Origin of the sequence: Gillisella vitis, assembly GCF_021559775.1 — a bacterium.
Lineage (GTDB): Bacteria > Pseudomonadota > Alphaproteobacteria > Rhizobiales > Rhizobiaceae > Allorhizobium > Allorhizobium ampelinum.
In genome coordinates this window covers 726,926-753,197 of the sequence record NZ_CP056048.1, presented here as the reverse complement: position 1 = coordinate 753,197, position 26,272 = coordinate 726,926, and the positions used below count along the sequence as shown (strand labels likewise).

At 57.9% G+C, this 26,272-nt stretch carries 22 protein-coding genes and 1 riboswitch; of the genes, 11 read left to right on the top strand and 11 right to left on the bottom strand.

The features are described 5' to 3' along the window. The first annotated feature begins 280 nt into the window (after positions 1–280). The 6 genes from AVCG78_RS20385 (at position 281) to AVCG78_RS20360 (ending at position 8,448) form a co-directional block, all read left to right on the top strand. A complete protein-coding gene (locus tag AVCG78_RS20385; RefSeq protein ID WP_071204167.1) occupies positions 281–1,453 on the top strand; it encodes a GNAT family N-acetyltransferase in 1,173 nt (390 codons plus the stop codon). Next, positions 1,453–2,865 carry an MATE family efflux transporter gene (locus AVCG78_RS20380; protein WP_071204165.1) on the top strand — a complete coding sequence of 471 codons (1,413 nt, stop codon included), beginning with the start codon at positions 1,453–1,455 and terminating at the stop codon, positions 2,863–2,865. The genes AVCG78_RS20385 and AVCG78_RS20380 overlap by 1 nt, the downstream gene beginning before the upstream one ends. Further along, on the top strand, positions 2,862–4,049 hold the full coding sequence (locus AVCG78_RS20375) for a PLP-dependent transferase (protein WP_071204163.1): 1,188 nt from the start codon (positions 2,862–2,864) through the stop codon (positions 4,047–4,049). Before AVCG78_RS20380 ends, AVCG78_RS20375 begins: the two co-directional genes overlap by 4 nt. A 191-nt stretch (positions 4,050–4,240) precedes the next feature. Beyond that, positions 4,241–5,491 carry a diaminopimelate decarboxylase gene (lysA, locus tag AVCG78_RS20370; RefSeq protein WP_071204200.1) on the top strand — a complete coding sequence of 417 codons (1,251 nt, stop codon included), beginning with the start codon at positions 4,241–4,243 and terminating at the stop codon, positions 5,489–5,491. Between the two features lie 631 nt (positions 5,492–6,122). Then, complete coding sequence (locus AVCG78_RS20365; protein ID WP_071204161.1) at positions 6,123–6,947, top strand: helix-turn-helix transcriptional regulator; 825 nt, start codon at positions 6,123–6,125, stop codon at positions 6,945–6,947. A 223-nt stretch (positions 6,948–7,170) separates the two neighbouring features. After that, positions 7,171–8,448: a glycosyltransferase gene (locus tag AVCG78_RS20360; RefSeq protein ID WP_071584414.1), complete on the top strand. Its 1,278-nt coding sequence runs from the start codon at positions 7,171–7,173 to the stop codon at positions 8,446–8,448. A gap of 20 nt (positions 8,449–8,468) precedes the next feature. Here the strand turns inward: AVCG78_RS20360 and AVCG78_RS20355 are convergent, their stop codons facing one another. Continuing rightward, a complete protein-coding gene (locus tag AVCG78_RS20355; protein WP_071584415.1) occupies positions 8,469–9,359 on the bottom strand; it encodes an SMP-30/gluconolactonase/LRE family protein in 891 nt (296 codons plus the stop codon). 164 nt (positions 9,360–9,523) lie between these two features. Between AVCG78_RS20355 and AVCG78_RS20350 the strand changes: the two genes are divergently transcribed. After that, the gene (locus tag AVCG78_RS20350) at positions 9,524–9,943 is read left to right on the top strand and encodes a GlcG/HbpS family heme-binding protein (RefSeq protein WP_071204155.1); all 420 of its coding nucleotides are present in this window, start codon (positions 9,524–9,526) and stop codon (positions 9,941–9,943) included. Beyond that, positions 9,940–10,812 carry an NAD(P)-dependent oxidoreductase gene (locus AVCG78_RS20345; RefSeq protein ID WP_071204153.1) on the top strand — a complete coding sequence of 291 codons (873 nt, stop codon included), beginning with the start codon at positions 9,940–9,942 and terminating at the stop codon, positions 10,810–10,812. Before AVCG78_RS20350 ends, AVCG78_RS20345 begins: the two co-directional genes overlap by 4 nt. A 50-nt stretch (positions 10,813–10,862) precedes the next feature. On the opposite strand, the gene amaB is transcribed toward AVCG78_RS20345, so the two are convergent. Then, positions 10,863–12,398, bottom strand: a complete 1,536-nt coding sequence (amaB, locus tag AVCG78_RS20340) for an L-piperidine-6-carboxylate dehydrogenase (protein WP_156582612.1) — start codon at positions 12,396–12,398, stop codon at positions 10,863–10,865. A 59-nt stretch (positions 12,399–12,457) separates the two neighbouring features. Further along, positions 12,458–13,741 carry an NAD(P)/FAD-dependent oxidoreductase gene (locus AVCG78_RS20335; protein ID WP_071204151.1) on the bottom strand — a complete coding sequence of 428 codons (1,284 nt, stop codon included), beginning with the start codon at positions 13,739–13,741 and terminating at the stop codon, positions 12,458–12,460. Between the two features lie 214 nt (positions 13,742–13,955). Between AVCG78_RS20335 and AVCG78_RS20330 the strand changes: the two genes are divergently transcribed. Together AVCG78_RS20330 and AVCG78_RS20325 are read left to right on the top strand one after the other, a co-directional pair. Then, complete coding sequence (locus AVCG78_RS20330; protein WP_071584416.1) at positions 13,956–14,855, top strand: LysR family transcriptional regulator; 900 nt, start codon at positions 13,956–13,958, stop codon at positions 14,853–14,855. Between the two features lie 122 nt (positions 14,856–14,977). Next, positions 14,978–15,123, top strand: a riboswitch (FMN riboswitch). Between the two features lie 127 nt (positions 15,124–15,250). Further along, a complete protein-coding gene (locus AVCG78_RS20325; RefSeq protein WP_071584417.1) occupies positions 15,251–15,727 on the top strand; it encodes a 6,7-dimethyl-8-ribityllumazine synthase in 477 nt (158 codons plus the stop codon). Between the two features lie 49 nt (positions 15,728–15,776). Here the strand turns inward: AVCG78_RS20325 and AVCG78_RS20320 are convergent, their stop codons facing one another. The 8 genes from AVCG78_RS20320 to AVCG78_RS20285 form a co-directional block, all read right to left on the bottom strand. Beyond that, on the bottom strand, positions 15,777–17,093 hold the full coding sequence (locus AVCG78_RS20320) for an extracellular solute-binding protein (RefSeq protein WP_071584554.1): 1,317 nt from the start codon (positions 17,091–17,093) through the stop codon (positions 15,777–15,779). Between the two features lie 87 nt (positions 17,094–17,180). After that, complete coding sequence (locus AVCG78_RS20315) at positions 17,181–18,023, bottom strand: carbohydrate ABC transporter permease (RefSeq protein WP_071584418.1); 843 nt, start codon at positions 18,021–18,023, stop codon at positions 17,181–17,183. Then, positions 18,020–18,985 (bottom strand): carbohydrate ABC transporter permease, encoded by a 966-nt coding sequence (locus AVCG78_RS20310; protein WP_139191381.1) that lies wholly within the window; start codon positions 18,983–18,985, stop codon positions 18,020–18,022. The genes AVCG78_RS20315 and AVCG78_RS20310 overlap by 4 nt, the downstream gene beginning before the upstream one ends. Further along, positions 18,978–20,078, bottom strand: a complete 1,101-nt coding sequence (locus tag AVCG78_RS20305; RefSeq protein ID WP_071204142.1) for an ABC transporter ATP-binding protein — start codon at positions 20,076–20,078, stop codon at positions 18,978–18,980. Before AVCG78_RS20305 ends, AVCG78_RS20310 begins: the two co-directional genes overlap by 8 nt. A 48-nt stretch (positions 20,079–20,126) precedes the next feature. After that, positions 20,127–21,650: an arabinosylfuranosidase ArfA gene (gene arfA, locus AVCG78_RS20300; protein ID WP_071204140.1), complete on the bottom strand. Its 1,524-nt coding sequence runs from the start codon at positions 21,648–21,650 to the stop codon at positions 20,127–20,129. Positions 21,651–21,859: 209 nt separating this feature from the next. Beyond that, positions 21,860–22,786, bottom strand: a complete 927-nt coding sequence (locus AVCG78_RS20295) for an ArsR/SmtB family transcription factor (protein ID WP_071204138.1) — start codon at positions 22,784–22,786, stop codon at positions 21,860–21,862. A gap of 77 nt (positions 22,787–22,863) precedes the next feature. Beyond that, entirely contained in the window at positions 22,864–24,243 is a 1,380-nt protein-coding gene (locus AVCG78_RS20290; protein ID WP_071204193.1) for a M20 family metallopeptidase, read from the bottom strand. A gap of 82 nt (positions 24,244–24,325) precedes the next feature. Then, complete coding sequence (locus tag AVCG78_RS20285) at positions 24,326–25,066, bottom strand: FadR/GntR family transcriptional regulator (RefSeq protein WP_071204191.1); 741 nt, start codon at positions 25,064–25,066, stop codon at positions 24,326–24,328. Between the two features lie 199 nt (positions 25,067–25,265). On the opposite strand from AVCG78_RS20285, the gene kdgD reads away from it, so the two are divergent. Further along, a complete protein-coding gene (kdgD, locus tag AVCG78_RS20280) occupies positions 25,266–26,171 on the top strand; it encodes a 5-dehydro-4-deoxyglucarate dehydratase (RefSeq protein WP_071584419.1) in 906 nt (301 codons plus the stop codon). The last annotated feature ends 101 nt before the right edge of the window (positions 26,172–26,272 follow it).

Sequence of the window (26,272 nt, the reverse complement as noted above, 5' to 3'; positions counted from 1 at the left end):
TAATTTTCTACTTCAATAAATTTCTGATCTATTTTTAAAGCAATACCAAAAAAAATTAGATTTTTTATTATTCATTTTCCGAAACAGCTCTCGCCAAATCTATTGGCTTGATGACGAATGACAGGTTGGAAAATTCAGAAGAAAATTTTCGGAAATTAAATTTCCCGATACATGTGAATTCGCGAAGCGCTCATTCGTCGTGCTGGGAGTGGCACTATTTTATCGCGGGCATGATCCATGTCCGTGCAGGTTTGGCCACGACGCAAACGGAGACATAGATATGGACGCCTCTCTCGCAACCTTGCAATCAAACACCGGCACGCCTTGCTCCAGCCTGCGTTTTCCCGCAGGTGGCTTCCGCAGTTATACTTTAAACATTTTGCAATCTTTGATTGTCATCGCGCATGATGATACTTTGCGGATCGAGCAGAGCGGTTCCGTCATTGCCGGAGGCCATATCGTCTGGTCAGATACGCCCCGGCTGATCGTTGAAACACTCTCCATAGAGGCGCTCGCTTCCCACCAAGTCAGCAGTTTTTCCACACTCGGTGCCATACTGGAGGCGATCCTGACCTGCCACCCGGAGATCCATACGCTTGCCGTGGACCTCCCGGAAGGAGTGGATTGCATCCCCTTTGCCGCTTCCGGCATGCTGCTCCCCACAGAGGGCGGCTGGATCGCAAAAGCCCAAGGCTTTTTTCAGCAGCCAGCGCTCTGGCTCGGCCATGTGCCGCCTGCCTATCCCGACATTCCGGTGATGACCAATGGCGTCTTGCATCCCATGCGCCCGCTAAAGCCGGTTGGGCCGGTCTATAGCCGCTTCATTCCCTGGCTGGACAAGGTTCTCGGTTTTCACGTCGCCTCACCAGAAGCGGATCTGCCGCATTTTCACCGTTGGATGAACAATCCGCGCGTCGCCGCGATCTGGGAAGACAACGGCACGCTTTCCCAACATCGCAACTTTCTCGAAAACCGTCTGACCGACCCCCGTACCTTGCCGCTGATCGGCACTTTCGACGGCGTGCCTTTCGGCTATTTTGAACTTTACTGGGCCAAGGAAGATCGGCTCGGTCCGCATTACGATGCTGACAGCCATGATCGCGGCTGGCATGTGGCAATCGGCGAGGATGCATTTCGCGGCAAACCCTATGTCAGCGCCTGGCTGCCCTCGCTGATGCACTACATGTTCCTCGCCGACCTGCGCACGCGGCGCATCGTCGGCGAACCCATCCACCATCATCACCAGCAGATCCGCAATCTCGACCGTTCCGGCTTCGCCAAGATCAAGCATGTGCAGTTTTCCCATAAGAAGGCTCTGCTGGTCATGCTGTTGCGCGAACGTTTCTTTGCCGACCAGCTGCTTTCACCCGACCTGACCGGTCTGGTCGATAAGGATGGCCTTAACGTTCCAAGCTCCCACATTCCAGGCTCCTTGGCGCGAGGCAGCCTGTAATGACGTCTTCAACGACGAAAATGGCGGCGGATCTGAACGATCCGCGCATCAAGCGGCTGGTGATGACGGTTGCCCTGCCCGCCGTGGCAGGGCTGACGGCCAGCGCCGCCCACCATGCCGTCAACGCCATGTTCATCGGCGCATTGGGGCCGCAGGCGCTGGCAGGCGTCAGCCTCGTGCTGCCGCTGTTTCTGCTGGTTAGCGCCGCAACGGAAGGCTTGGGCATCGGGCTTGCCACGCTTCTGGCGCGCTCACTCGGTCAGGGCGATGTGAAGGCCGCGTCCTCGGTGGCGGTGACGGCGCTGGTTGCCGCTGTGCCGATGGGCATCGTGCTGTCCACGCTCATTTACCTCGCCTTGCCAGCGTTCGTGCAGGCGGTGGGCGGTGAAGGCGACCTTCTCGCCTCGGGCCTGATCTATGGACGGCTGATCGCCTTTGGCGTGACGCTCGGCATGTTGCAGGCGATCTGTGATTTTATTGCCATTGCCGAGGGCAATTCACGCTTCTCGATGACGGTGTTGATTGCCAGCTTTGCCCTCAACATCGCGCTTGATCCGGTGTTCATTTTCCTGCTCGATTTTCGGGAAGCGGGCGCGGCGATTGCCACCATGGTGTCAACGGTTGCGGCTCTTCTGGCCTATGCTGTTTATTTCTACCGTAGGAAGGGCAATGTCAGAATTGATCTGAGCCTGATCCGCTGGCACCTGCTGAAGCCGATCTCCAGCATTGGCATCCCAGCCTGCGCCACCAGCATCGTCACCGGCCTTGGCTTCATGGTGTTGTTGCGCCAGGCAAGCCAAAGCGGCGGTGAAGCCGGCGTTGCCGCCATTGCCATTGCCATCCGGCTGATTGCCTTCGGGCAATTGCCGGTCTTCGGCTTCTGCCTTGGCGCGCAAAGCGTCGTCAGCCATGCCGTGGGGCTGGGTGACGACCAGCGCATCAAGGCCGCCATTCGCTTCATGCTGATGATCACCATTCCCGTTGCTCTCTGCTATTCCACGCTCTTGCTGGTCACAGCAGGTCCCATCGCCCGGCTGTTCACCGAAAGCCCTGAGGTCGCCGAGCAAACCGCCGCCTGTCTTCGCCCGCTGTTTCCGGTCTTTCCGCTGGCAGCTTTCCAATCCGTCCTTCTGGTCCTGCTGCAATCACGCGGACGGGCTGGCTTGTCCGCCTTGGTCGGGCTGGCACCGAATGGTTACATGCTGATCCCACTTCTTTTGCTTTTGCCCGCCTGGCTCGGCTTTACCGGCGTTGCGATTGCGCCTGCCGCCGCGGCGGTGCTGACCGCCGCTCTCGGCATTGTCGTCGCCCGCCGCGAATGGGCGACCATCCTCCCTTCCAACCTTCCTTCCAGCGACGGCCCACTCCCCGGCCTGTCCGCACTCCATCCAGAGACAAGAGGTTTATCATGAACGAGACACCCAGATTCGACCCTGCTGCGAAAACCATTCAGGTTCCGCCCCCTGCCGGTTTTACCGGTCACGACCCCTTCGATGCCGCCGTGCCGCCGATCTATCAGACATCGCTGTTTCTGTTCGACAGCTATGCCGAGTTGGAAGACGTCTTTGCCGGGCGCTCCCACAAGCCAATCTATTCACGTGGCGACAATCCAACCGTCCAGATCCTCGAGCACCGGATCGCCGAGATGGAAGGCGCGGAGGCCGCGCGGGCGTTTTCCAGCGGCATGGGCGCGATTGCCGCGACCATTCTCGCCTTCGTCAATCCAGGCGACCGGATTGTCACGGTCCGGCATGTCTATAGCGATGCTTTCCGGTTTTTCGAAAAAGTGCTGAAGCGCTTCGGCGTTCTCGTCGATTACATCGACGGCACGGATACCGAACGTCTGATTTCCGCCCTGCCGGGCGCAAAACTCGCCTATCTCGAAAGCCCGACCTCGATGGTGTTCGAGCTTCAGGATCTGGTCGCGGTTGGCGCTGCGGCGCGCCGTCATGGCGTGTTGACCATTGTCGATAATTCCTGGGCAACACCGCTCTATCAGAAGCCGATTGCCGCAGGCATCGATCTTGTCATCCATGCCGCTTCGAAATATCTGGGCGGCCAAAGCGATACCGTCGCCGGTCTCGTCACCGGATCGAAGGAACACATCGCCCGGATCAACGGCGAAATCTTTCCCTACACCGGCGCCAAGCTTTCACCATTCGAGGCCTGGCTGGTATTGCGCAATCTGGAAACACTCCCTTTCCGCATGCGCCACCACCATGAGGCAGGTCTCGAAGTCGCGCACTGGCTGAAAGCCAGCCAAGCCGTAAGACGGGTCATGCACCCGGTCTTCAGCGATCATCCGGGCCGCAACACATTGACAGGCTTTGGCGGGCTGTTTTCGTTCGAAGTGACGGATGAAATCGATGTCGCGGCGTTTGTCGATGCCTTGCAACTGGTGCGGATCGGGGTCAGCTGGGGCGGGCCGGAAAGCCTAGTGGTGCCTGCCAAGGCGGCACTCAGCATTTCGCCGGAAACCAATGTCTTTGCCCGCTTCGGCGTCAGCGATCGGACCATCCGCCTCAATGTCGGGCTGCATGAGGCAAAGGCGATTATTGCCGATCTGGATCAGGCGCTCGCGCAAGCCGCACGGTAAAAGCTGCTTTCGATTGCCGTCTTAACAGCCATCCTGATTGATTGAAATTGCCACAAGACCGGCGGCGCGCCTGTAGCGCTTCGCCGGTATTTTTGCCATATGTCACGCGCGCGCCATTGTTTGCCTGCCTTTACTACATGCCGCGCTCAAATGTGCCGCCCGATTTTCGAACCCGGATCGATCCATATACCATGACATGCCTTTCAAACGACACACTCACCACGCTTGCACAAACCTACGGAACCCCCGTCTGGGTCTATGACGCAGACACGATCCGCGCCCGTATCGCGCAATTATCGTCCTTCGACGTCATTCGCTTTGCCCAAAAGGCTTGCTCCAACACCCATATCCTGCGGCAAATGCGTGAGGCCGGGGTGGTCGTCGATGCCGTAACGCTGGGGGAAATCGAGCGGGCCAGACGGGCGGGCTATGGCGCAGGCCAGGCCTCCGGTGTTGCCGAGATCGTTTTCACCGCCGATGTGTTTGACCGCAGCACACTGGACCGGGTTGTCGCTGACAAAATCGAGGTCAATGCCGGCTCCATCGATATGCTGCACCAACTTGGCGCACGCTCTCCGGGGCATCGCGTCTGGCTGCGCATCAATCCCGGTTTCGGCCACGGCCATAGCAATAAGACCAATACCGGCGGCGAAAACAGCAAGCATGGCATCTGGTTTGAGCAATTGCAGGAGGCTCTGGCCGCCGTGCGGCGCTACTCGCTGACGCTGGTCGGCCTGCACATGCATATCGGCTCCGGCGTCGATTACCGGCATCTGCAACGGGTTTGTGGGGCGATGGTGACATTCTGCTGCGAGCTTGGTGCCGATATCGAGGCAATTTCGGCGGGTGGCGGCCTCTCCATCCCCTATAAGGATGGTGAGGAAGAAATCGATACCGTCCATTATTTTGCACTTTGGGATAGCGCCCGCAAACAGATCGAGGAATATCTGCGCCACAAGATCCGGCTCGAAATCGAGCCGGGCCGGTTCCTGACGGCGGATTCGGGCGTGCTGCTGGCCGAGGTCCGGGCCACCAAAACCATGGGCAGCAATCATTTCATCCTTGTCGATGCCGGATTCAGCGATCTGGCCCGCCCGGCGATGTATGGCAGCTATCACGGCATCTCCGTCTTGCCCGCCCCGAATAATAGCGCGCCGCGCAGCGACGTGCCGGTGCCGACAGTGGTGGCAGGACCGCTTTGCGAATCCGGCGATGTCTTCACCCAGGGCGAATTCGGGACGATTGAAAAGCGCGACCTGCCGCAAGCGCAACCGGGCGACTACATGGTGTTTCACGACACCGGCGCCTATGGCGCCTCCATGTCGTCAAACTATAATAGCAGGCTGTACGCACCGGAAGTCCTGATCGAGGGGGACAACCACCGGCTGATTCGCAGGCGCCAGACGCTGGATGACCTGCTGGCGCTTGAAACAACGGCATAAGCCAAAGACCCAACGAGAGCCGAGACGGCAAATTCTGCCGACGACAACGAAGAATATGCTCAAGGCGGTCAAATGCCTGAGCATATTCGCAGGCCGAATGCGGCAAGGCCGTCGCCAGAATGGGCGGCAGGCATTTATGGCTACCTCTGACAGAACCTCGCGTTTTATAAACCGCACACAGGATGCTGTAATACGTTATATTTCCTGGATGATTTTGCATCGCAACACGCGAATTTACCCCTAAAAACGCCCAGAGTCACAACAGGACTCGTGCCACAACAGACCACAAACACGAAATTTGCGCGCGCAAAACTGACCTGATCTGGGGCAGTCGCCAATCGTAAACGCACCATACGGGCGTGGCAGGCGTCAATGTTCAGATTTTGTTTCCATTGAAATTGACCCGTTTCAATTTCAAATTGACATTGACCCCCTGCTTGTAAATGCTACACTGCAACATGACGCATAATACAACACATTTTCAAGCGCTACCAATAGTTACATTTATTTTCCAATATTAAAACAGCATTTTCTGAATTTTATATTTGCGGGCGTTTTAATCCTCCCAATTTCCGGCCCCGAATGCCCGGCCTCAAAAATTTCACGAAGTGACGATTTGGAGTTTTATTTCATGCATGACATCAAACATAAGACCGTAGATCCTCTCGATCGCTTTATTATGCGCCTCAATGCCGCCGTCTCCGCCGCTGAGATGAAAGCCGTCATGGAATCCAGTATAAAATCACTGGGTTACAAGTATTTTTCCTATCACATCCTTCAAACCCCTGTGCTGAATGCTACGAATGAGACCCGCCATACATTCGGCATCAACAACTATCCAGAGGAATGGGTTGAGCGATACGCATCGGAGCGGTATGTCTACTGCGATCCCATCGTCGGGATTTCTCTCTCTCGCAAGACCCCGTTTCGTTGGAACGATGCCATCGATAGCGACAAGCTGACGGAAGAAGAGCGTTGCGTTATCGAAGATGCTGCAAAACGTGGCATTGCCAACGGGCTGACCGTGCCTCTCATGTCCCGCCATGGCGAACTGGCAATCATGACTGTTATTCCCGACGAAAAATTCCAGGACAGCCTGCCGGAAGCGCATCTTATTCACATTATCTCGCAATTCTTTCATTCCTGTGCGCTGCCAGTTGTCATGGAAGAGCACCTGATCGGCAGCTATCGCCGCCGACGGTCATTCCTGTCGGCACGGGAAAAGGAAACCGTGATCTGGGTGTCCAAGGGCAAGTCGTCATGGGAAATTGCCAAAATCCTCGGCATTTCCGAAAAATCGGTTGAATTTTACATGGAGTCGGTCAAGCGCAAGCTGGAAGCCGTCAACCGTACCCAGGCCGTTGTCAAAGCAATCATGCTTGGATTGATCCAGACCGACCGTTTTCAGTCGGGCGACGGACGCAAAGCCACAATGGCCATGCCCAGCCGAGCCTGACGTCATCGTCGCTGACTAAAATCCTCTTAGGCTTGATAGGGGGAGTGGAGCTGAACGACTGACGTGTTGCAGTGCCAAGTCGCTAGCATTGGCACATTGCAATTCGAAAGTTGCATCGCAGAAAATGCATGGGGCATTGAGTGACTTGCCCAATAGCCGCTTTAGAATGTGTCCAATGTCGGGTGCCAATGTCAGGCATCACTATCTGGTGAATGAGTAAACCATGCAGATCGTCATATTCACGATTGGCACCGAAGGCGATGTGCGGCCGCTGGTTGCTCTTGGCGTTGGGTTGAAGCAGGCCGGTCACAAGGTCAGAATTGCCACCGATCCGCAATGTGCCGATCTCGTCACCCATCACGGCTTGGAATTCGCCCCCTTGCGTGGCGATTTCCTTGACTGGATGCGCAATGATCGGACGACGCTGTCCAACGGTCTTTCACCGCTTGCTATTGCCAAGGCGGCGCGGCGAAGGTTGAAAACCATGGCCGCCAGTTGGCCTGCCCAAGGCCTTAGAGCAACAGAGGGTGCCGATCTGCTGATTGGCAACGGTATGGTCTTTCATCTTGCCGCAGCGCTCGGCGAATATCTGGGCCTTCCTGTCGCGGAAACGCAATTGGTCCCCACCCTGCCCTCGCGGCAACCGCCGCTTCTGCCGCTGCCGGATTGGGCGAGGAGCTTGCCGGGGCCAATCAATGTGGCTCTTGGTCATGCCACGCAAATGCTGATTTGGCATATTTTGCGCCCCGCTTATAATGAGGTCGTGCGTCCGGCCCTGCGGTTGGCGCCTTATCCCTGGCGTGGTCCCTATACCTATAAGCCTCGTTCGCATCTGCGCCTATTTGCCTATAGCCCGACGCTGGTCGAGCCGCCTGCCTCGCTCCCCTCCAATGTTCGGGTTACCGGCCCCTGGCAGTTGCAGGAAAGTTCGACATGGGCCGCACCGGATGATCTGACGCGCTTTCTAAAAGGTGGGCCTCCGCCCGTCTATGTCGGCTTCGGCAGCATGGTTGGGCCGGATGGAGGCCGCTTCACTGATATCGTGTTGCAAGCGGTACGCAAGACTGGCAAACGCATCGTGCTTGCCAGTGGTTGGGGCGGGCTCAACGGCGCTGATAGCGAGGCTGGCGGAAATATCTTCCGGATAGACCGGGCGCCGCATGATTGGCTGTTTCCCAAAATGGCGCTGGCGGTTCACCACGGCGGCGCTGGCACCACGACTGCTGCGGCACGTGCTGGCATTGCCTCGGTGGTTGTGCCATTCTTTGGCGATCAGCCATTCTGGGGCAGCCGCCTTGAAAAACTCGGCGTTGCTCCGCCTGCGCTGGACCGCGCTGCCTTGACCGCAGATGCCCTAGCCTCGGCAATTATCTCTGCCGACTGCGACGACATGCGCCATCATGCGACAGCGCTTGGTCAACGCATGCGGGCAGAAGACGGGATCGCTGTGGCCATTTCTGCAATCGAAAGCCTTGGCGTGAAAAGCAAATGGTCGGTCTGACCTTTGCTAGATAGATCCTGTCAGGCCGCGCCCTTCCGGTTCAGGGAAATGGCATAAAGACTGGTTGTTGCGGTTATGAACAATCGATGCTTGCCACGCCCGCCGAAGCAGAGATTGGAGACCGTTTCCGGCACCAGGATCTTGCCCATCAAATGACCGTCCGGGGCGATGCAGTGGACGCCATCGGCAGCCGAGGACCAGAGATTGCCGTCAGAGTCGAGCCGCATGCCGTCGGCACAGCCCTTGTCGATTACATGAACAACGTTGCCGCCGGTCAGCGTCCATCCATCACCGACATCGAACACGCGGATATGCTGCGGATCGCTGCTATGCATACGGCCAGTATCGGCGACGTAAAGCCGTTTTTCATCCGGGCTGAAGGCCAGTCCGTTCGGCCCGTTGAAATCGGTCAGCACAGCAGAAATCACCCCGGATGGATCGACACGGTAGACATTGCAGGGCAATTCCTGCTCGCTTTTCGTGCCTTCATAATCGGTAGCGATGCCGTAATGCGGGTCACTGAACCAGATCGCCCCATCGGAAGCCACAATCACATCATTGGGTGAATTGAGACGCTTGCCATCATAGCTGTCGGCAATCACTGTGATCGTGCCGTCATATTCAGTGCGGGTCACACGCCGCGTGCCGTGCTCACAACTCACCAAGCGCCCTTGCCTGTCTCGGGTATGGCCATTGGCAAAATTGGAGGGCGCACGAAAGGTGGTAAGACTGCCATCTGGCGTCCAGCGCAGAATACGATTGTTGGGGATGTCGGAAAACAGCAGGCAATCCAGATCGCCAAACCAGACCGGTCCTTCCACCCAATCAAAGCCGGTTGCCAATTGCTTGACCGGGGCATTTCCCATCACAAACCCGCCGAAGGCAGGATCGGAAATTTCAAAGAACGACATGACGGAGCGCCTCCCAACACTTGATAGTCTGGACTTGGTATTCAAGTTCGAAAATCAAACTGACCGTGACAGGTGAGAACGCCTATTCCTACTCGCCAAGCTGGGCCGGTTCGAATATGGTATCGATAACATGACCGGTAGAAACTGCCAAGGGAGAGCATGCCATGAGCTTTACGATACCTTCAAGCGCCTTGACCGACGAAGGCGTCGCAGCACTTTTGCGCGCTGCAATTGATGCTGCGACGGCGATGGGCCAGCCGCAATGCATTATCATTGTCGATCACAGCGGCGTAGAGCTGGCTTCGTTTCGGATGCGCGGGTCGCGTTATCTCTCCTTAAAAAGTGCGAGGGCCAAGGCGCGGACAGCAGCCTCGCTTGCCGCTCCCAGCCACAGCGTTCCCGACCACGCCAAGCTGTTGCTGGCCGCCGCAACCCAAGGCGAAGCGACGGGGCTGAAGGGTGGCCTGCCCATTAAGGTCAACGGCATGTTGCTCGGCGGGATCGGGATCGGCTCCGGCTCGGGCGAACAGGACGAAGACGTGGCACGCGCAGCCCTTTCTGCCATTGGGGCGGAACTGTCATGACGCGGATCGCCTTTCTCGGCACTGGCTTGATGGGAGAGCCAATGGCCCGTCATCTGGCGGCGGATTTCGAGGTCGTGGTCTGGAATCGCTCCCCACAAAAGGCGCAGGCCTTGTCCGACGTGGCCCGCATTGCCGCCAGCCCGGCAGAGGCCGCCACAGGTGCGGATGTGGTCATTTCCATGCTGCTCGATGGCCCGGCCACCCGCGCCACACTTGAGGACAGCGGCGCAATGGCAGCGGCAGGCGATGGCGCGCTGATTATCGACATGGGATCGGTAGAACCGACCTGCGACCGCGATCTTGCGGCGCTGGCCCAGCAAATGGGCAAGCGTTTCCTCGATGCCCCCGTCTCCGGTGGCGTGGCTGGGGCCAAGGCAAAGTCACTATCGATTTTCGTCGGTGGCGCGCCGGAGGATTTCGCAGCCGCCGTGCCGGTTTTCGAAAAACTGGGCCGCCCGACATTGATGGGGCCAGTTGGCACCGGCCAGACGGCGAAACTCGCCAATCAGTTGATCGTCGCCGTCACCATCGGCGCGGTCGCGGAAGCCTTTCGGCTGGCACAATCGGCAGGATGCGATCCGGCAACGCTACGCGGCGCTTTACGGGGCGGCTTTGCCGATAGCCGGATTCTGGACCTGCATGGTGAGCGGATGGTGACCGGCAATTTCACACCGGGCGGACGGTCCGCCGCGCAGTTGAAAGACTTAAATAATGCGCTTTCGGTCGCCGCCGAGCACGATTTGACGCTGCCGCTATCGGAAACGGTGCGGGCGGGCTTCACCGACCTGGTGCAGAACAAAGGCGGCGCAGATCTCGACCACTCGGCCTATTATCTCTGGCTGCAACAGATTCAGCCCGTAAAGGATTGAAGTATCGCCGCCATACTCCCGGTCTCTACCGGGAGTATGGCGGCAAATGATCATTCGACGTCGAATTTCACGCCCTGGGCCAAGGGCAGCGAGCGTCCGAAATTCACCGTGTTGGTGGCGCGGCGCATATAGGCTTTCCAGGCATCCGAGCCGGATTCGCGTCCGCCACCGGTTTCCTTCTCGCCCCCGAAAGCGCCGCCAATTTCCGCACCGGATGGGCCGATATTGACATTGGCAATGCCGCAATCGGAGCCGCGATCCGATAGAAACGCCTCGGCTTCGCGCAGGTCGTTGGTGAAGATCGATGAGGACAGGCCCTGCGGCACATCGTTATTCAGCGCCAATGCGGCATCAAAATCGCTGTAGCGGATCACATAGAGGATCGGCGCAAAGGTTTCATCCTTCACCGGCCCGGTCTGCGAGGGCATTTCCACCAGGGCGGGACGCACATAATAGGCCGAGGCAGCCTCTTCTTCCCGCACGCGCATGCCGCCATGCACCACGCCGCCAGCCGCCTTTGCCGCAGCCAGCGCCGTTTGCATCGCCTCATAAGCGCGGCCATCGATCAACGGTCCAACCAGCGTGCCGGTCTCCAGCGGATTGCCGATGGTGACAGAGCCATAGGCCTTGATCAGCCGGGGAACCAGCGTGTCGTAAACGCTGTCATGCACGAACAGGCGGCGAAGCGTCGTGCAGCGCTGGCCAGCCGTGCCCATGGCGGCAAAGGCCACGCCGCGCAGGGTCAGGTCGAGATCGGCAGTTGGGCCAACGATGGCGGCGTTATTGCCACCCAGTTCCAGGATCGAGCGGGCAAATCGGGCCGCCAGACGCGGACCGACCGCCCGGCCCATGGCTGTCGAACCGGTGGCCGAAACCAATGGCACTTTCGGATGATCCACCAGCACTTCGCCAATGGCGCGCTCACCAATCAGCACGGTTGAAAGCCCGTCCGGCGCGCTGCCGCCAGCGGCCACATAACGGCGAACGGCTTTCTCGAAAATCGCCTGGGTGGCAAGGGCGGTAATCGGTGTCTTTTCCGAGGGCTTCCAGACGGTTGAATTGCCGCAAACCAGTGCCAGCGCCGCATTCCAGCACCAGACGGCCACCGGAAAATTGAAGGCTGAGATAATGCCGGTGACGCCGAGGGGATGCCAGGTTTCCATCATCCGGTGTTCGCCGCGTTCCGTGGCAATCGTCAGGCCGTAGAGCTGACGCGACAGGCCGACCGCGAAATCGCAGATGTCGATCATTTCCTGCACTTCGCCAAGCCCTTCGGACGTGACCTTACCAACCTCAATGGACACGAGACGACCGAGATCGTCCTTATGCGCCCGCAATTCCTCGCCCAGCAAGCGCACCAATTCGCCGCGCTTGGGGGCTGGCACCATGCGCCACGCTAAGAAAGCGGCATGTGCCTTGTCGATGGCCTTGCTTGCCTCATCGCTGGACACCGTTGCAAGCGTAGCAAGCGTGCTGCCATCGACAGGCGATGTGACCGTCAGCGAACCGCCCGACAAAGTCCCGGCGGAAATACCGAGATTTGCAAGAATGCGCGATACATCGGCAGGCAGGTTGAGTTTCGACATCGATATGATCTTTCCTTGAAACGTCGTTTGCATGTGAATGGTGTTGAGTGGCGACCGGATCAGAACCTGCTATCCGCCAGATGAGCGATTTGCGCGCCCGCTTCGTAATAGATTTCCTTTACCGCACGCAACGCAATGGTTTCCGGCTCAGACAGCGGCAAGGGCAGATCCGCCTCGCCGATCTCGCCCAGAACCAATTGCGCCAATGTCCGCCCGAAAGACGTCCCGGGCGCAATGCCACGGCCATTATAGCCGCTAAAGCCGACAACCCGCTTGGCAAACCGATGGAAGCGCGGCACGGCATCGCTCGTCATGCCGATCTTGCCATACCATTCGGTCTCGAACTCGACATCGCCCAATTGCGGAAACAGCCGCTTCAGGCTGCGCTTTGCCCAGGCGCGGTGGACCGCAGCCCCGCCATGGCGTAGTGCGCCGACACTTCCAAACACCAGGCGACCGGCCTGATCCATGCGGAAAGACGACAGGATTTCCCGTGTATCCCAGCAGCCTTCGCGGTTCGCCAACAAAGAGCGGCGCAAATTTTCTCCAAGCGGTACGGTGGCGAAATTGAAATAGGGAAGATGCATCTGCTCTTCCCGCACACTTTTCCAGGGACCGGTGGAATAAGCATCGGTGGAAACGATGATCCAGCGGCAGGAGACATGGCCGGACGCGGTCTTCACCACCCAGCTCTCGCCTTCTCGCTCAGTTTCCACCACCGGGCTGCAGGTGAAAATCCGCACACCGGCGCGAATGGCGGCAGCAGCAAGCCCCCGCGCATAGGCAAGCGGTTGCAGCGTTCCGGCCCGGGGATCAAACAATGAACCGGCATAGGCAGTGCTTCCGACGCGAAATGCCGTTTCCTCGGCAGACAGAAGCTCCACCGGCGCACCGCGCGCTACCCATTGCCGGTGACGGTTCTGCAATTCCTCCAACCCGGCGTTACCCACGGCCAGATGCAGCGTGCCATTGGTTTCCAACTCGCAGGCGATACCGTGTTTTTCGATTGTCTCGCGCACCAAGAGCGGCGCTTCGCCCAATTGCTTCAGCGCCCGCTCTCCATGCACAGGGCCAAGCACCTTCGGCACGTCGTCCGGCATCACCCACATGCCGCCGTTGATCAGCCCGACATTACGGCCCGCGCCGCCAAAGCCGATCTCGACCGCTTCCAGCAACACAACGGAAACCCCGGCCTCGGCCAGATGCAAGGCAGCGGACAGCCCAGTATAGCCGCCACCGACCACGACGACATCGGCAATCAGGTGGTCGGTGAGCACCGATGTGGGTGGCGGCGATGGCGCGGTTCGCTCCCATAGCCCGTGCGATCTTGGATTCCCCTGCATGACAGTTCCCTTATATCGCAACCGAACCGGAAGCCGGGCAAAACGGCAGCAATTATTCTGCCAAAACACTAGCAAGTGCTGAACCAGTCCGCCAGTGCGCAATTATCGATGTTTCTGCAAGAGTTCTTTCCCAAATGGAATGACCTCAGGCAAAAGACCGCCTATAGAAGACGATCTCATATTCTCATCTGATCTGGTGATACCCGGAGCCTCCATGCAAAGTCCCCGCCGTTTCCTGCCATCCCTGCATCTTCTTTCGGCTTTTGAGGCCGCGGCCCGCACCGGCAGCGTCACGGCGGCAGCGCGGGAATTGAGCCTGACGCAAAGCGCGGTCAGCCGGCAGATCAAGGCGCTGGAGGAACAGCTCGGCGTCGAGCTGTTTCACCGTGAACGCCAGACGATCCGGCTGACGGCAGGCGGCAACATCTATGCCCGCGAAATCCGCGATGCGCTGCGGATCATCAGCACCGCATCGCTGACGCTGAAGGCCAATCCGTTCGGAGGGACGCTCAATCTCGCCATCCTGCCCACCTTCGGCACCCGATGGCTTGCGCCGCGCCTGCCGGGATTTCTCAGCCGCCATCCCGGCATTACCATCAATCTCGTCACCAAGCTTTCCTATTTCGATTTCCGGCTGGAGCCGGTCGATGCTGCCATTCACTTCGGTCTGGCCGATTGGCAGGGGGCGGAAATGTCGCTGCTGCGCTCTGAAACCGTCATTCCCGCCTGTAGCCCTGAGTTGCGTGACACCTACCGGTTTCAGACCCCGCTGGATCTGCGCCAGGCCCCTCTTCTCCATCTCACCACCCGCCCCGACGCATGGGAACGCTGGCTTGCCAGCAATGATGTGCAGTCAGACCAGGTACGTGGCATGTTGTTTGACCAGTTTGCAACAGCCGCTCAAGCCGCGATGGCAGGGCTTGGCGTCGCGCTGCTGCCTGAATTCCTGATTGAGGAGGAAATGGCCTCCGGTCGCCTGGTCAAGGCTATCGACCGGCCGATGCAAAGCACCGAGGCCTATTATCTCGTCTGGCCGAATGAACGCGGTTCACACCCACCTTTGCAGGCTTTTCGAGACTGGATATTGGAAGAAACCGCAGACGACAGACGTTAAATTCTCTGGTTTTCGTTTGTCTTTTCGGGAAAACCGGATTCCACTTTTCCCTGACAAACTCTAATCTACCGAATAATGAGAAAAACGGCCTTGCAATTTCTGCAACTTCAATTCTATGTTATAACTGTTCTCAGGGCGGGGTGAAACTCCCCACCGGCGGTATCGGGCTTGCCCGGAGCCCGCGAGCGCTTTCAGGGCAACCTGGGAGGTCAGCAGATCCGGTGCGATGCCGGAGCCGACGGTATAGTCCGGATGGAAGAGAGCATGCAGGAAATACCCCAGCGGAGATCCGTCTCCTGAACGGGTGTGCCCTGCTGTTCGCCCAAGGGAAAATTGGCCGCCTCCGTGCGGTGTTCCAGCCAACTCTGTTTGGCTGACCCTTGAAAGGCAGAGACATGACTATCGCAGCAAGACTTGAACCAAACCGTATTGCCGTCATCCGCGCCCGCTGGCATGCCGGGATCGTTGATCAATGCGTAAACGCCTTCGTCGCCGAATGGCAGGCGCTTGGCGGCACTGCCGCCGAGATCGACATTGTGGATGTGCCGGGCGCCTTGGAAATTCCCCTTCATGCCCAGACGCTTGCCAAAACCGGACAATACCGCGCCATCCTCGGCTGCGCGCTGGTGGTGGATGGTGGCATTTACCGCCATGATTTCGTGGCCGCCACCGTCTTGGACGGCATGATGCGCGTGCAGCTCGATACCGAAGTGCCGGTGCTTTCGGCCGTACTGACACCCCACAATTTCCAGGAAAGCGAGGCGCATATCGCCTTCTTCAGGGAGCATTTCGTCATCAAGGGCAAGGAGGCCGCCACGGCCTGCAAGGCCATTTTGGCAGCGCGCGCAGACGTGCTGGTATCGGCAATTTGATATGGAAGCGCCCAAGGCTTTTGGCTTTAGGCGCTCACCTATCTTGTTTTTAGAGATTGCCAAGCAGGTCATTCACCCGGCTCTGGGCATCCTTCAAGGCCGCGTCGACATCCTTCTGACCGGTCACCGCAGCACTCATTTCTTCACCGATAATGTCCTGGATCGGGAACTGGCGCTGCACTTGCGATGGCAATGGCCGCCCAAGCTGGGCAATATCGGACACCGTGTCGCGATGCGGCAGTGCCTTGAAGGCATCCGAAGTCAGGACAGCCTGCACGGATGGCAGGTGGCCGGTGCGCGACCAATCGAAATCATTGTCGACGAAGAATTTCAGGAACCGCGCCACGGCCTTGGTCTGCTCGGGCGTCCGGTCTTTGACGGAAACAGCCCAGGTGTGACCATCGGCAAACTGCGCGTGGTCGCCGGAAAACAGCTGCGGATAGGGATAAACGGCATAACCGCCCTTGTTCAGCGCCGTGCCCGGCTTGGCAGCCGAGGCATTATAATCGCCAATCATCCAGGTGCCATTCAGATGAACACCGCCGGCACCGGCCAGAAAGGCAGTGATCGAGGCGCCGTAATCCATGTCCTTGGTGGTATAGCCCTTGGCGTAGATGGTCCGGTACATCTCCACCACCCGCTTGGCCTCAGGCGTGTCGAGCTTGATATGGGTCGGATCAGCGAAGAAATCAGAGTTTTGCTGGAACAGATAGGTATAGAGGTTGCGCATATAAAGCGCCGTCTCATTGGCAAGATTCTGCACGAAATACGGCTTGCCGGTTTTCTGCTTGAACTGTTCGGCCTGGGCCAGAAGCTCTTCCGGGGATTTCGGCAGGATCGGTGTGCCATCGGCATTGACGAGACCCGCCTGCTTAAACAGATCCATATTGATATGGTAGAGCATGGTCCAGCTGTCGATCGGCAATCCGTAGAACTTGCCGTCCTTGGTCGCGCCCTGCCGCGCCGCCTCGGTAAAGGTTTCAGGCTTGATGCCTTGGGTGGCCAAAAGCTCGTCCAGCGGCATGATCAGGTTTTTGGACTGATAATCCGACAAGGCCGATTCATGGATGGTGACGATGTCAGGCGGATCGTTGGAGGCAAATTGCGCGTTGAGCTGGTCATAGCCCGGCCATTCCACCGTCGCCACCGAGACATGAATGTCGGGATTGTCAGCGTTGAACTTGTTGATCAGCGAGGTCATGATCCCACATTCGCCGACCGATTTGCTGACGTCTGTATTGCTGCCATATTCGGCATCGCAGGCGCCGAAGAACCTTTGGACGTTCAGTTCCACAGGCTCCGCCGCGAAGGCGGCATGGCCCATCATCAGTGCCACCACCGGAATGGTGGTGCGCATCAGTTTCATGATCCTCGATTTGATTGGCGTCGCTTTCATGGTCTCTCCTCCCACGTGTTTCCTGTTATCTTCTTGCTTGTAATGTCAGGGCAAACGCTACCGAACGGCTGCCCCCGACACCGCCGTGACGATATATTTTTGGAAAAACAGATAGATGATAAGGATAGGCGCTCCAGCAAACACCGCCTGCGCCATCAGAAAGCCCAGGCCTTCCGACTGGCCGAAATTGGTCTGGGTTGAGGCAAGCCCCACTGTCAGCGTATACATATCCTTCCTGGAGGCGGAAATCAGCGGCCAGAAATAGTCGTTCCAGGACGCCAGGAACGTGAAAATGCCAAGTGTCGCCTGGGCGGGCAGCGTCAGAGGCAAAAGCACTTTCCAGAAGATCCGGAACCGGCTGGCATTGTCCAGAAGGGCCGCCTCATCCAGATCGCGCGGAATGGCCCGGAAATATTGCGTCATCAAAAAGACGCCGAAAGCACTGGATAGGCCGGGCAGCACAAGGCCCGGATAGGTATTGTGCAGGCTCAACATGCTGAAAATCTGGTGGCGGGCAACCAGAACCGCCTGTTCCGGCACCGCGAGCCCGAACAGCACGACCACGAACAGCACATCCCGGCCTGGAAAATTCAGCCGGGCAAAGCCGTAGCCAGCCAGCGACGACAGGATCAGCGTGCCGATGGTCAGGCTGATCGAAACGATCAGGCTGTTGAGAATCCAGCGAAACACCGAGGATGTCTGGATTATATTGAGATAGTTGCTGATGATATAGGGCGGATGAAACACCGAATTGGGGTCGGCCATCAGCACACTGTTTTCCTTCAGCGACAATCCGATCACCCAGAGTATGGGCAAAAGCATCACGAGGGATAACAGCACGACCAGCCCAAGGACGATCCGGTCGCCAAGCTTGCTGTGAGAAGAGGAAAAGCCGCTCATGCCGCATCTCCCCTGCTTCCGGCTCCATTGCGTCTGGTTATCAGATATTGCGCCATGGCGGCGAGCAGGATCAGAATGAAGAGGATTTCGGAGGCTGCGGCCCCGAGACCGAGATCCCAGCGGCGGAAGGTAACTTCATAGATATAGAGAACGATGGGTCTGGTCGCATTGTTCGGCCCGCCCCGCGTCATCAACAGCGCCTGGCCAAATAGCTGGAATTGCAAGACAATCTGAATGACGACCACCAGGAGGAAGGTGCGCTTGATGGATGGCAGGGTGATGGCCGTCAGCGTCCGCCAACGGCTGGCATTGTCCAGCGCCGCCGCCTCATAGATATCGCCAGGGATTTGCTGCAAAGCCGACAGAAACAGCATCATCGGCAGGCCAAGGCACCACCAGACGGTGGCAATGGCAATCGCGATCATCGCCAGGTCCGGATCGGACAGAGCGGCGGGAGCCGTTGCGCCAAACCAACTGAAAATGGTGGCGAGCAAGCCGACTTGCGGAATGAACACGATCCGCCAGACCAGCGTGACAATGGTGACGGACAAGACCGAGGACGCAAAGAATAGGGTTCGCAAAACCGCCGCCGTCCGCGTCTGCCGGTTGAGCGCCAGCGCCAGAAATAGCCCGAGCACCGCCAGCGTCGGCACCGTCAATGCCACGAAATAGAAGGTATTCCAGATCGATTGGATGAAAACGGTATCGCGAAACAGCCGTAGATAATTATCAAAGCCGACGAACCGCCCGCTCGAAAACATATCGGCCTTATGGAAACTCAGCCAAATGCCCCAGATCAGGGGAAAAACCAGAAGCGTGGTGAAAAATGTCAGGTAAGGCGCCACGAATAACGCATGGCTCCAGCGCGGAGCATGAATGCTCATCGACGCAGGGGCCGAACGGCGGCGAAGGCCCGTACCCGGCAGGCCCACACCCGGCTGGACAGAAGAGCGGTCAGCCATCGGAGAGCACCTCCGCATGCCGGGCGGTGCCATCCGCATCGAAAAGATGTGCTTTTTCACCGTCAAAACCAAGGCCAATGCGATCGCCGATTTTCAGGCGCGTCTGCCCCGTCGTTGCGGCCACCACAGTCTGCCCATCCTGCAATCGTGTATAGATCAGCGTCCGATCACCCAGACGCTCCAGTACATCGATAGTGCCATCAACGTCCCCGCCCTCAGGAGGCGTGACGTGAACCGCCTCGGCGCGAATACCGAGCGCAACCGCCGACGCCGCATTTTTCGGACTGATATGGGTTTCGATGCGCAGGCTCTGGCCGCAGGTGGCGATCATGCCGGATCCGCCGGGGGTAAAGCCGGTAATATCGAGAAAATTCATTGCAGGCGACCCGACGAAACCGGCAACAAACCGGGTTGCCGGGCGCTCATAGATCTGCATCGGCGTGCCAATCTGCTCGATGCGACGATTGTTCATCACCACGATCCTGTCGGCCAGCGTCATGGCTTCGGTCTGATCATGGGTGACGAAAATCATTGTCGAGCGCAGCCGTTGATGCAATTGCGCTAACTCGATCCGGGTGCGTGTGCGCAGCGCGGCATCCAGATTGGAGAGCGGCTCATCAAACAGGAAGGCTTTGGGCTCCTTTACCACCGCCCGGCCAATCGCCACGCGCTGGCGCTGACCACCGGAAAGCTGCCCCGGCTTGCGCTCCAGCAGATGATCGATTTCCAGCATCCGCGCCGCTTCCGCAATACGCGCATCAATGACCGATCGGGAAACCTGAATATTCTCAAGCCCGAAGGCCATGTTCTGGCGCACGGTCATATGCGGATAGAGCGCATAGGACTGAAACACCATAGCCACATCACGCTGACCGGGCGGCAGTCCGTCAATCCGCTCGCCATTGATGCGGATTTCGCCGTCATCGACGCTTTCAAGCCCGGCGATCATCCGCAGCAAGGTCGATTTTCCGCAGCCGGACGGACCGAGGAAGACCACGAATTCATGGGCCGGAATGGACAGCGACAAGCCATCCAGCACGGTCATGGCGCCGTAGGTCTTGCTGACATTGCTGATTTCGATCTGTGCCGTCATCGCTATCCTCCTCCCAGGTTTAGCAAGGTCAGGAATTATCCATTCCCCCTAGGAGACATCCCGAACCTTCACCCGGATCATCTGGTAGGACAGCGCCGGAAACGACGCCGTCAGGCTTGTGCCGTCGATAACCAGCCCCTCGCCGGGGCGTGGCGCAACCTCCGTCATCCGCTCCTGCGTATTGACCGCCTTCAAATCGGCATGGGTCATCACCTGATAATCGGCGATAGATGGCGCGGTGCCAAACCCCTGCAAATCGAATGTGGTCTCGATGGCCGCCTCTGAACGATTGACGATGAAGAAAGCAATCGAGCCATCCGCCGTGTCATGCACGGCGGCAATGTCGAGACTGTCGACCTCACCGACGGCAGACGCCGTATAGGTCGGGCTTTTCACCCTGAGATCCAGCGCCGTGCCACGGCCATGCACCGAGGCGAACAGGAACGGATAGAAAATCGTCTGCCGCCAGGCTGGACCGCCCGGCGCCGTCATGATTGGCGCGATCACATTGACCAATTGCGCCAGGCAGGCGATGCGCACCACGTTGGAACGGCGGATGAAAGTGTTGATAATCAGCCCGACCTGCAACACATCCTCGAAATTATAGATGTCTTCCAGCAACGGCGGCGCAAAGGGCCAGCCGTCATTGCCCTGAAGGATCGCCTTGTCCTGCTCGTTGGAATGATACCAGACATTCCATTCATCAAAGGAAATATAGACGTTCTTGGAAGAGCGTTTCTTGGCCTTGATGAAATCAATCACACCCGATACCGAGACGATATAATCATCCAGCTTCTTGTTCTGGGCGAGATAATTGGGCGTATCGCCTGCCTTGTTGTCAAAATACATATGCAGGGAAATATAATCGACCTCATTATAGGTATGGTCGAGAACGGTCGCTTCCCATTGCGGATAGCTCGGCATCTTGGCGTTGGACGAACCGCAGACCACCAGTTCCAGCGATTTATCGAAGGTCCGCATGGCCTTGGCGGTTTCATGGGCAAGGCGACCATATTCATCCGCGGATTTGTGGCCGATCTGCCAAGGGCCGTCCATTTCATTGCCAAGGCACCAGAGCTTCACATCAAAAGGCTGCGGCCTACCATTGCTGATACGCAGATCGCTCCAATAGCTGCCGCCGGAATGATTGGCATATTCCAGAAAATTGCGCGCCTCATCCAGCCCGCGCGACCCGAGATTGACGGCCAGCATCATCTCCGTGCCGACAGAGGCGCACCAATCGGCAAACTCGTGAAGACCGACCTCATTGCTCTCGGAAGTATGCCAAGCGAGATCGAGACGAACCGGGCGCTGATCCCTAGGGCCAACGCCGTCTTCCCAATTATAGGCTGAAACGAAATTGCCGCCGGGATAGCGGACAATCGGCACGTTCAACTCCCGAACCAGATCGATGACATCGCGGCGCATGCCGTTTTCATCGGCGCTTGGGTGATCGGGCTCATAAATACCGGTGTAAACTGCCCGGCCCAGATGCTCTATGAAGGAGCCGTAGAGCCGTGGATCAATCTCCGCAATGCTGAAATCGGCATGCGCCAGAACGGTCGCCTTCATGTCATCCTCCCTATATATATCCAATATGATGATTTAAACCATCTTATCGGATATAAAATAGCGATTTTGGCAAAGCGTCAAGCTGAAAAGCGACCTAAAAGACATGAAAATCAATGCTGCAACACAGCAAAATCTCAATGACAACAATGTGACAACGGCATGACGGTCGGTATTCGCGCTGAAAATCTTTCAATCACCAAAGCTGATATTCACTCTGTTCGGATACGGAGTACGATATCCTGGTCGTAATTGCCAAATCCGCGTCCGAAAATATTGATCCCACCGGGATGGCGCGCATCGTCACGCACACCAATCCGCACCCGAATGGAGTGATGGGCCAGCAGATCGATGGCATTGAGATCGACGGATGAAATCTTGACGCCATCAACGAAGGTGCCCTCTGAGGAAATTCGCCAATTCTTCAGCTTGCCATATTGCGAGCCCTTCAGCTTCCACCAGTCGGGCGTATAAACACCGCGCTTGTCACCGAAATCGCCGGGAGAGGTCCATGTTCCGACATCCGTGCCATTGATCGACAAAGTGATGTCGGATGGCCAGTCGGCACTGGTGCCGGGTACTTCCGAACTCAACTCCATGGCAATTTCGATTTCGCGGATTCTGCTGCCAGATAGCTTGGCATTGTTGGGGAATTGATATTCCACATAGCCTCTGGTGAACCAGATCAGCCCGGCCTTCATCCGTTCCGGATCAAGGAAGGTATTGGGGACGTCCAGCAAGCCAATGATGCCTTCGGGGGAACAAAGACCACAGGGTGCCGTCACCTCATAGCTGGTATAAAGCCCGATTGGCATCGCGACTTCGATGGCATGGGCATCGATCTTGCGCCGCTCGCTCTTGAAGACAACCAGCACCTCCTCGGCAGTCGGATAGCAGATCTTCTGGCTGCCCTTGCGGGCTTTCTGGCTCTCGGTGCGGATCAATCCCGCGTCTTCCAGAACCTGAAGATTGGTGGAGACAGTGGATTGCGGCAGCGACAGTTCGGCAGCGATGTCATTGACATTCATCGCGCCCTTGTCATGCAACAGCTTGAGCATTGCGATCCGCAATGGCGAGGCCAGTCCTTTCAGAACCGCCATGCCGTCTTCCGGGTCGATCACAAGAAAATTTCTGCTCATTGCTGATATTCATCCGAAAACAAGGCGTTTGACGAATGAATATCAGAATTCCTGATGCAATCAACTGGCCCAAAGTCTCAAACGGATTTCAACGCGGCAGCCTGTTCGCCAATATCCAGGAACAGGCCGGTCATCACCCGCATGCCCTCTTCGGCAATGGACAGAAGAGCGTGCTCGTTCGGCCCGTGCTGGCCGCATTCGGCATGGGAATGGGGAATCCAGATAGTCGGCAGGCCAAGAATATCGGTAAAGGCGTCATTGGGCAGCGAGCCCGCCAGATTGGGCAGGACATGCACCGGCTTGCCACTGGTGCGGGTTATCGATTGCTCGACAAACCGCACCCAGGGATGATCGGGGGAAAATCGAGTGGCCCGGAAGGCCTCGCCACGCGCTGGCTCCACCACCACCATGGGAAACCCATGGGCATCCAGATGGCGGCGCAGGGCAGGCAGAATGCCCTCCATATCCGTTCCCACCACGAAACGCAGTTGGCAGGTGGCCCGCGCCGATCCGGCAATGGCATTTTGCGGCGCCTCAATATTGCCCGAGGAGATGGCCAGAACCGCCATGGAATTCCAGCCGAAGATCCGCTCGGATGGCGTCAGATCCGCTTGCCCCCAGTCCGCGTCATGCTTGCGGGACGGCAGGTCCTTGAGGGCAGCGCGAATGTCAGGGGTCAGGCTGGTCGGCAGCCATTCCGGGATCTGGATCTGGCCCCGCGCATCAACAATCGTGGCGATGGCATGGGCGAGAATGATCGCCGGATCGGCCAGCAATCCACCGAAATTGCCGGAATGGTGATCGCCGTCGCGCAAGTTAACGATGAGGTTGAAGGCAAAGCCGCCGCGTGAGCCCATGAACATGGTCGGTGTATCAGCAGCCAATCGCGGCCCGTCGGATGCGATCAGCACATCGGCGGCAAGGGCTTCGCGCTTAGCCTGGAAAAACTCCCGCAAACCGTAGGAGCCGGTTTCCTCAGCCATTTCAATGATAATCTTGACGTTGAAGCCAAGCTTGCCCTGCTCCTTCAAAATCAGTTCCAGCGCCTTGATATTGATGAGATGCTGGATCTTGTTATCCGCCGTGCCGCGCCCGTAGAGCTTATCCCCCTCCTGATGCAGCACGAAAGGGTCGAGCCCGTCGCGCCAGCGATGCGCCTCGCCATTACAGACATCGCCATGCCCATAGATCAGCACGGTCGGCAGGCTGGCGTCCTCGATCAGGCTGCCGATCAAAAGCGGTGCGCCATTTTCTCTCGGGTTGGCGAAAATCTCCGTGGCAAAGCCAAGCGACGACAGCAGCGGTTGAATATCCTGCATCAGATAGGCTTGCAGATCCTCTGGTCTGCCTTCCGACTGGCTGACCGAGCGGCGTGCGATAAGCTGAGCCAGATCCTTGGCCAGCTTGCCGCCCAGCGCATAATCGGACGCATTGCGGATGAAGATCTCTCTGGTCATAAAACCTGCCTTTTGATTATTTTGCGACGCAATGCCAAGACCATAGAGGATAGGCAAGCAGAAGCGCAAATATCAATGCGCCTCAGCCGCCCTCCTTGCGCAGATTCCGGGCCAGCGCCCGATGCCGCTCCTGGGATTTCTCGATATGCTCGCGCATCGCGGCGCGCGCACCCTGCGGGTCCTGACCGGAAATGGCATCAGCAATCCGACCATGCTCCTCCACCACTTGCGAAAGATAGGTTTCGCTGCGTGAAGAGGCCAGGTTGGGCAAGTTGGAGCGCGGAATGGCCTGCGGACCAAAGCTTTGCAAGGCGCTTAGATAATAGCTGTTATTGGTGGCCCGGGCGATAGCCAGGTGAAAATCGAAATCCGCCTTGGACGTCGGCGCTTTTTCGGCGACAAGATCCGCCATCACCTCATTGGCCGCCCGGATCTCGTATTCCTGCGCCGAAGAGCGGCGCACGGCGGCAAGCGCTGCGGCTTCCGTCTCGATTGCCACCCTGAATTCCAGCATTTCCAGGGTTTTCGGAATGCTCCGCTGCTCTTCCGTACTGAGGCGCATTTCCTGTCCGGGCAGGTCATCAACAACAAAGACGCCCTTGCCCTGACGAGCATCGACAAGACCGGCGGCACGCAACTCGGCCAATGCCTCGCGGATCACCGTGCGGCTGACCCCGAACCGCTCGATCAGCCCTGGCTCGGTCGGCAATTGTGTGCCGAGCGCCAGCCGTCCGCCAACAATATCGGCACGCAAGGCTTCGATGACGCTTTCGGCCAGCCTTGGCTTGCGCTGTGCTTCATTCGGCGATGGGGCTTTGGCCATGAAAATCTCCATAAAGGGATAGGGCAAATATTGAACGGAATTCGACTGGACAGGTGTTTTAAATCATAATATGACTTCGCTAGAAATCATGATATGACTCGGTTGCAGTCATTATAAAGCACGAGGATAGGTGCCCGTTCAAGTCTTTCGCGAAGAAGATCGTGTGGCACGGAGCAGTTGAACGCAGGAGAGGCGGACCATGGAACCGAATGAACTGAAACGTGCACTGGGCGCAGGCTTGCTGTCCTTTCCCGTCACCCCTTTCGATGACAAGGGCGAGTTCAACCCGGATGTCTATGGCGCGCATATCGATTGGCTTTCGGGCTATGACGCAACGGTGCTGTTTGCCGCTGGCGGCACTGGCGAAATGTTCTCGCTGTCGCCGGATGAAATTCCTGGCATCGTCGCCACCGCCAAGGCGGCATCGAATGGCGTGCCTATCGTCGGCGGCTGCGGCGGTGGCACAAGGGTTGCCGTTGAAATCGCCAAGGGCATCGAAAAGGCCGGTGGCGACGGCATTCTTCTGTTGCCGCAATATCTGATCGATGCGCCGCAGGCGGGCCTCTATGCCCATGTCAAGGCGGTCTGTGATGCGGTCGGCTTCGGCGTCACCGTCTACAACCGCGACAATTGCGTGCTTCAAACCGAAACCATCCAGCGCCTGGCCGATGATTGCCCCAATCTGATCGGTTTCAAGGATGGCACAGGCGAACTCGGCCTGGTGCGCCGCATCACCGCGACGCTGGGCGACCGCCTCACCTATATCGGCGGCATGCCAACGGCGGAATTGTTTGCCGAGGCCTATCTGGGTGCCGGTTTCTCCACCTATTCGTCGGCTGTCTTCAATTTCGTGCCGCAACTGGCCTGCGATTTTTACAAGGCGCTGCGGGCTGGCGACCGGGCGACCTGCGAAAGCATTCTCAACCGGTTCTTCTTCCCCTTCATGGATTTGCGCAGCCGCCAGAAGGGCTATGCGGTCGCGGCCATCAAGGCTGGCGTTCGTCTTCAGGGCTTTGCCGCCGGTTCGGTCCGTCCGCCTCTGACGGATTTGACCTCGGAAGAGGTGGATATTCTGGCACGGTTGATCGAGCCCTGGAAACAGTAAGAAACAACAGCCAACAGGATAGGCCCGGGAGCGTCTGTCTTGTTTGGCTTGCGAATGCAGCAAAGTGACTTCGACCCATCATAAAAGATATTTCTTCGGGA

Excerpts from the sequence above, each read along its gene's own strand:
- AVCG78_RS20295 (WP_071204138.1), bottom strand. The coding sequence starts at position 22,786 with ATGAGCAGAAATTTTCTTGTGATCGACCCGGAAGACGGCATGGCGGTT.
- AVCG78_RS20290 (WP_071204193.1), bottom strand. The coding sequence starts at position 24,243 with ATGACCAGAGAGATCTTCATCCGCAATGCGTCCGATTATGCGCTGGGC.
- AVCG78_RS20365 (WP_071204161.1), top strand. The coding sequence starts at position 6,123 with ATGCATGACATCAAACATAAGACCGTAGATCCTCTCGATCGCTTTATT.
- AVCG78_RS20305 (WP_071204142.1), bottom strand. The coding sequence starts at position 20,078 with ATGACGGCACAGATCGAAATCAGCAATGTCAGCAAGACCTACGGCGCC.
- AVCG78_RS20345 (WP_071204153.1), top strand. The coding sequence starts at position 9,940 with ATGACGCGGATCGCCTTTCTCGGCACTGGCTTGATGGGAGAGCCAATG.
- AVCG78_RS20320 (WP_071584554.1), bottom strand. The coding sequence starts at position 17,093 with ATGAAACTGATGCGCACCACCATTCCGGTGGTGGCACTGATGATGGGC.
- kdgD (WP_071584419.1), top strand. The coding sequence starts at position 25,266 with ATGGAACCGAATGAACTGAAACGTGCACTGGGCGCAGGCTTGCTGTCC.
- AVCG78_RS20325 (WP_071584417.1), top strand. The coding sequence starts at position 15,251 with ATGACTATCGCAGCAAGACTTGAACCAAACCGTATTGCCGTCATCCGC.
- AVCG78_RS20330 (WP_071584416.1), top strand. The coding sequence starts at position 13,956 with ATGCAAAGTCCCCGCCGTTTCCTGCCATCCCTGCATCTTCTTTCGGCT.
- AVCG78_RS20380 (WP_071204165.1), top strand. The coding sequence starts at position 1,453 with ATGACGTCTTCAACGACGAAAATGGCGGCGGATCTGAACGATCCGCGC.
- AVCG78_RS20335 (WP_071204151.1), bottom strand. The coding sequence starts at position 13,741 with ATGCAGGGGAATCCAAGATCGCACGGGCTATGGGAGCGAACCGCGCCA.
- AVCG78_RS20375 (WP_071204163.1), top strand. The coding sequence starts at position 2,862 with ATGAACGAGACACCCAGATTCGACCCTGCTGCGAAAACCATTCAGGTT.
- AVCG78_RS20385 (WP_071204167.1), top strand. The coding sequence starts at position 281 with ATGGACGCCTCTCTCGCAACCTTGCAATCAAACACCGGCACGCCTTGC.
- AVCG78_RS20350 (WP_071204155.1), top strand. The coding sequence starts at position 9,524 with ATGAGCTTTACGATACCTTCAAGCGCCTTGACCGACGAAGGCGTCGCA.
- AVCG78_RS20355 (WP_071584415.1), bottom strand. The coding sequence starts at position 9,359 with ATGTCGTTCTTTGAAATTTCCGATCCTGCCTTCGGCGGGTTTGTGATG.
- AVCG78_RS20360 (WP_071584414.1), top strand. The coding sequence starts at position 7,171 with ATGCAGATCGTCATATTCACGATTGGCACCGAAGGCGATGTGCGGCCG.
- AVCG78_RS20315 (WP_071584418.1), bottom strand. The coding sequence starts at position 18,023 with ATGAGCGGCTTTTCCTCTTCTCACAGCAAGCTTGGCGACCGGATCGTC.
- AVCG78_RS20310 (WP_139191381.1), bottom strand. The coding sequence starts at position 18,985 with ATGGCTGACCGCTCTTCTGTCCAGCCGGGTGTGGGCCTGCCGGGTACG.
- amaB (WP_156582612.1), bottom strand. The coding sequence starts at position 12,398 with ATGTCGAAACTCAACCTGCCTGCCGATGTATCGCGCATTCTTGCAAAT.
- AVCG78_RS20285 (WP_071204191.1), bottom strand. The coding sequence starts at position 25,066 with ATGGCCAAAGCCCCATCGCCGAATGAAGCACAGCGCAAGCCAAGGCTG.
- arfA (WP_071204140.1), bottom strand. The coding sequence starts at position 21,650 with ATGAAGGCGACCGTTCTGGCGCATGCCGATTTCAGCATTGCGGAGATT.
- lysA (WP_071204200.1), top strand. The coding sequence starts at position 4,241 with ATGACATGCCTTTCAAACGACACACTCACCACGCTTGCACAAACCTAC.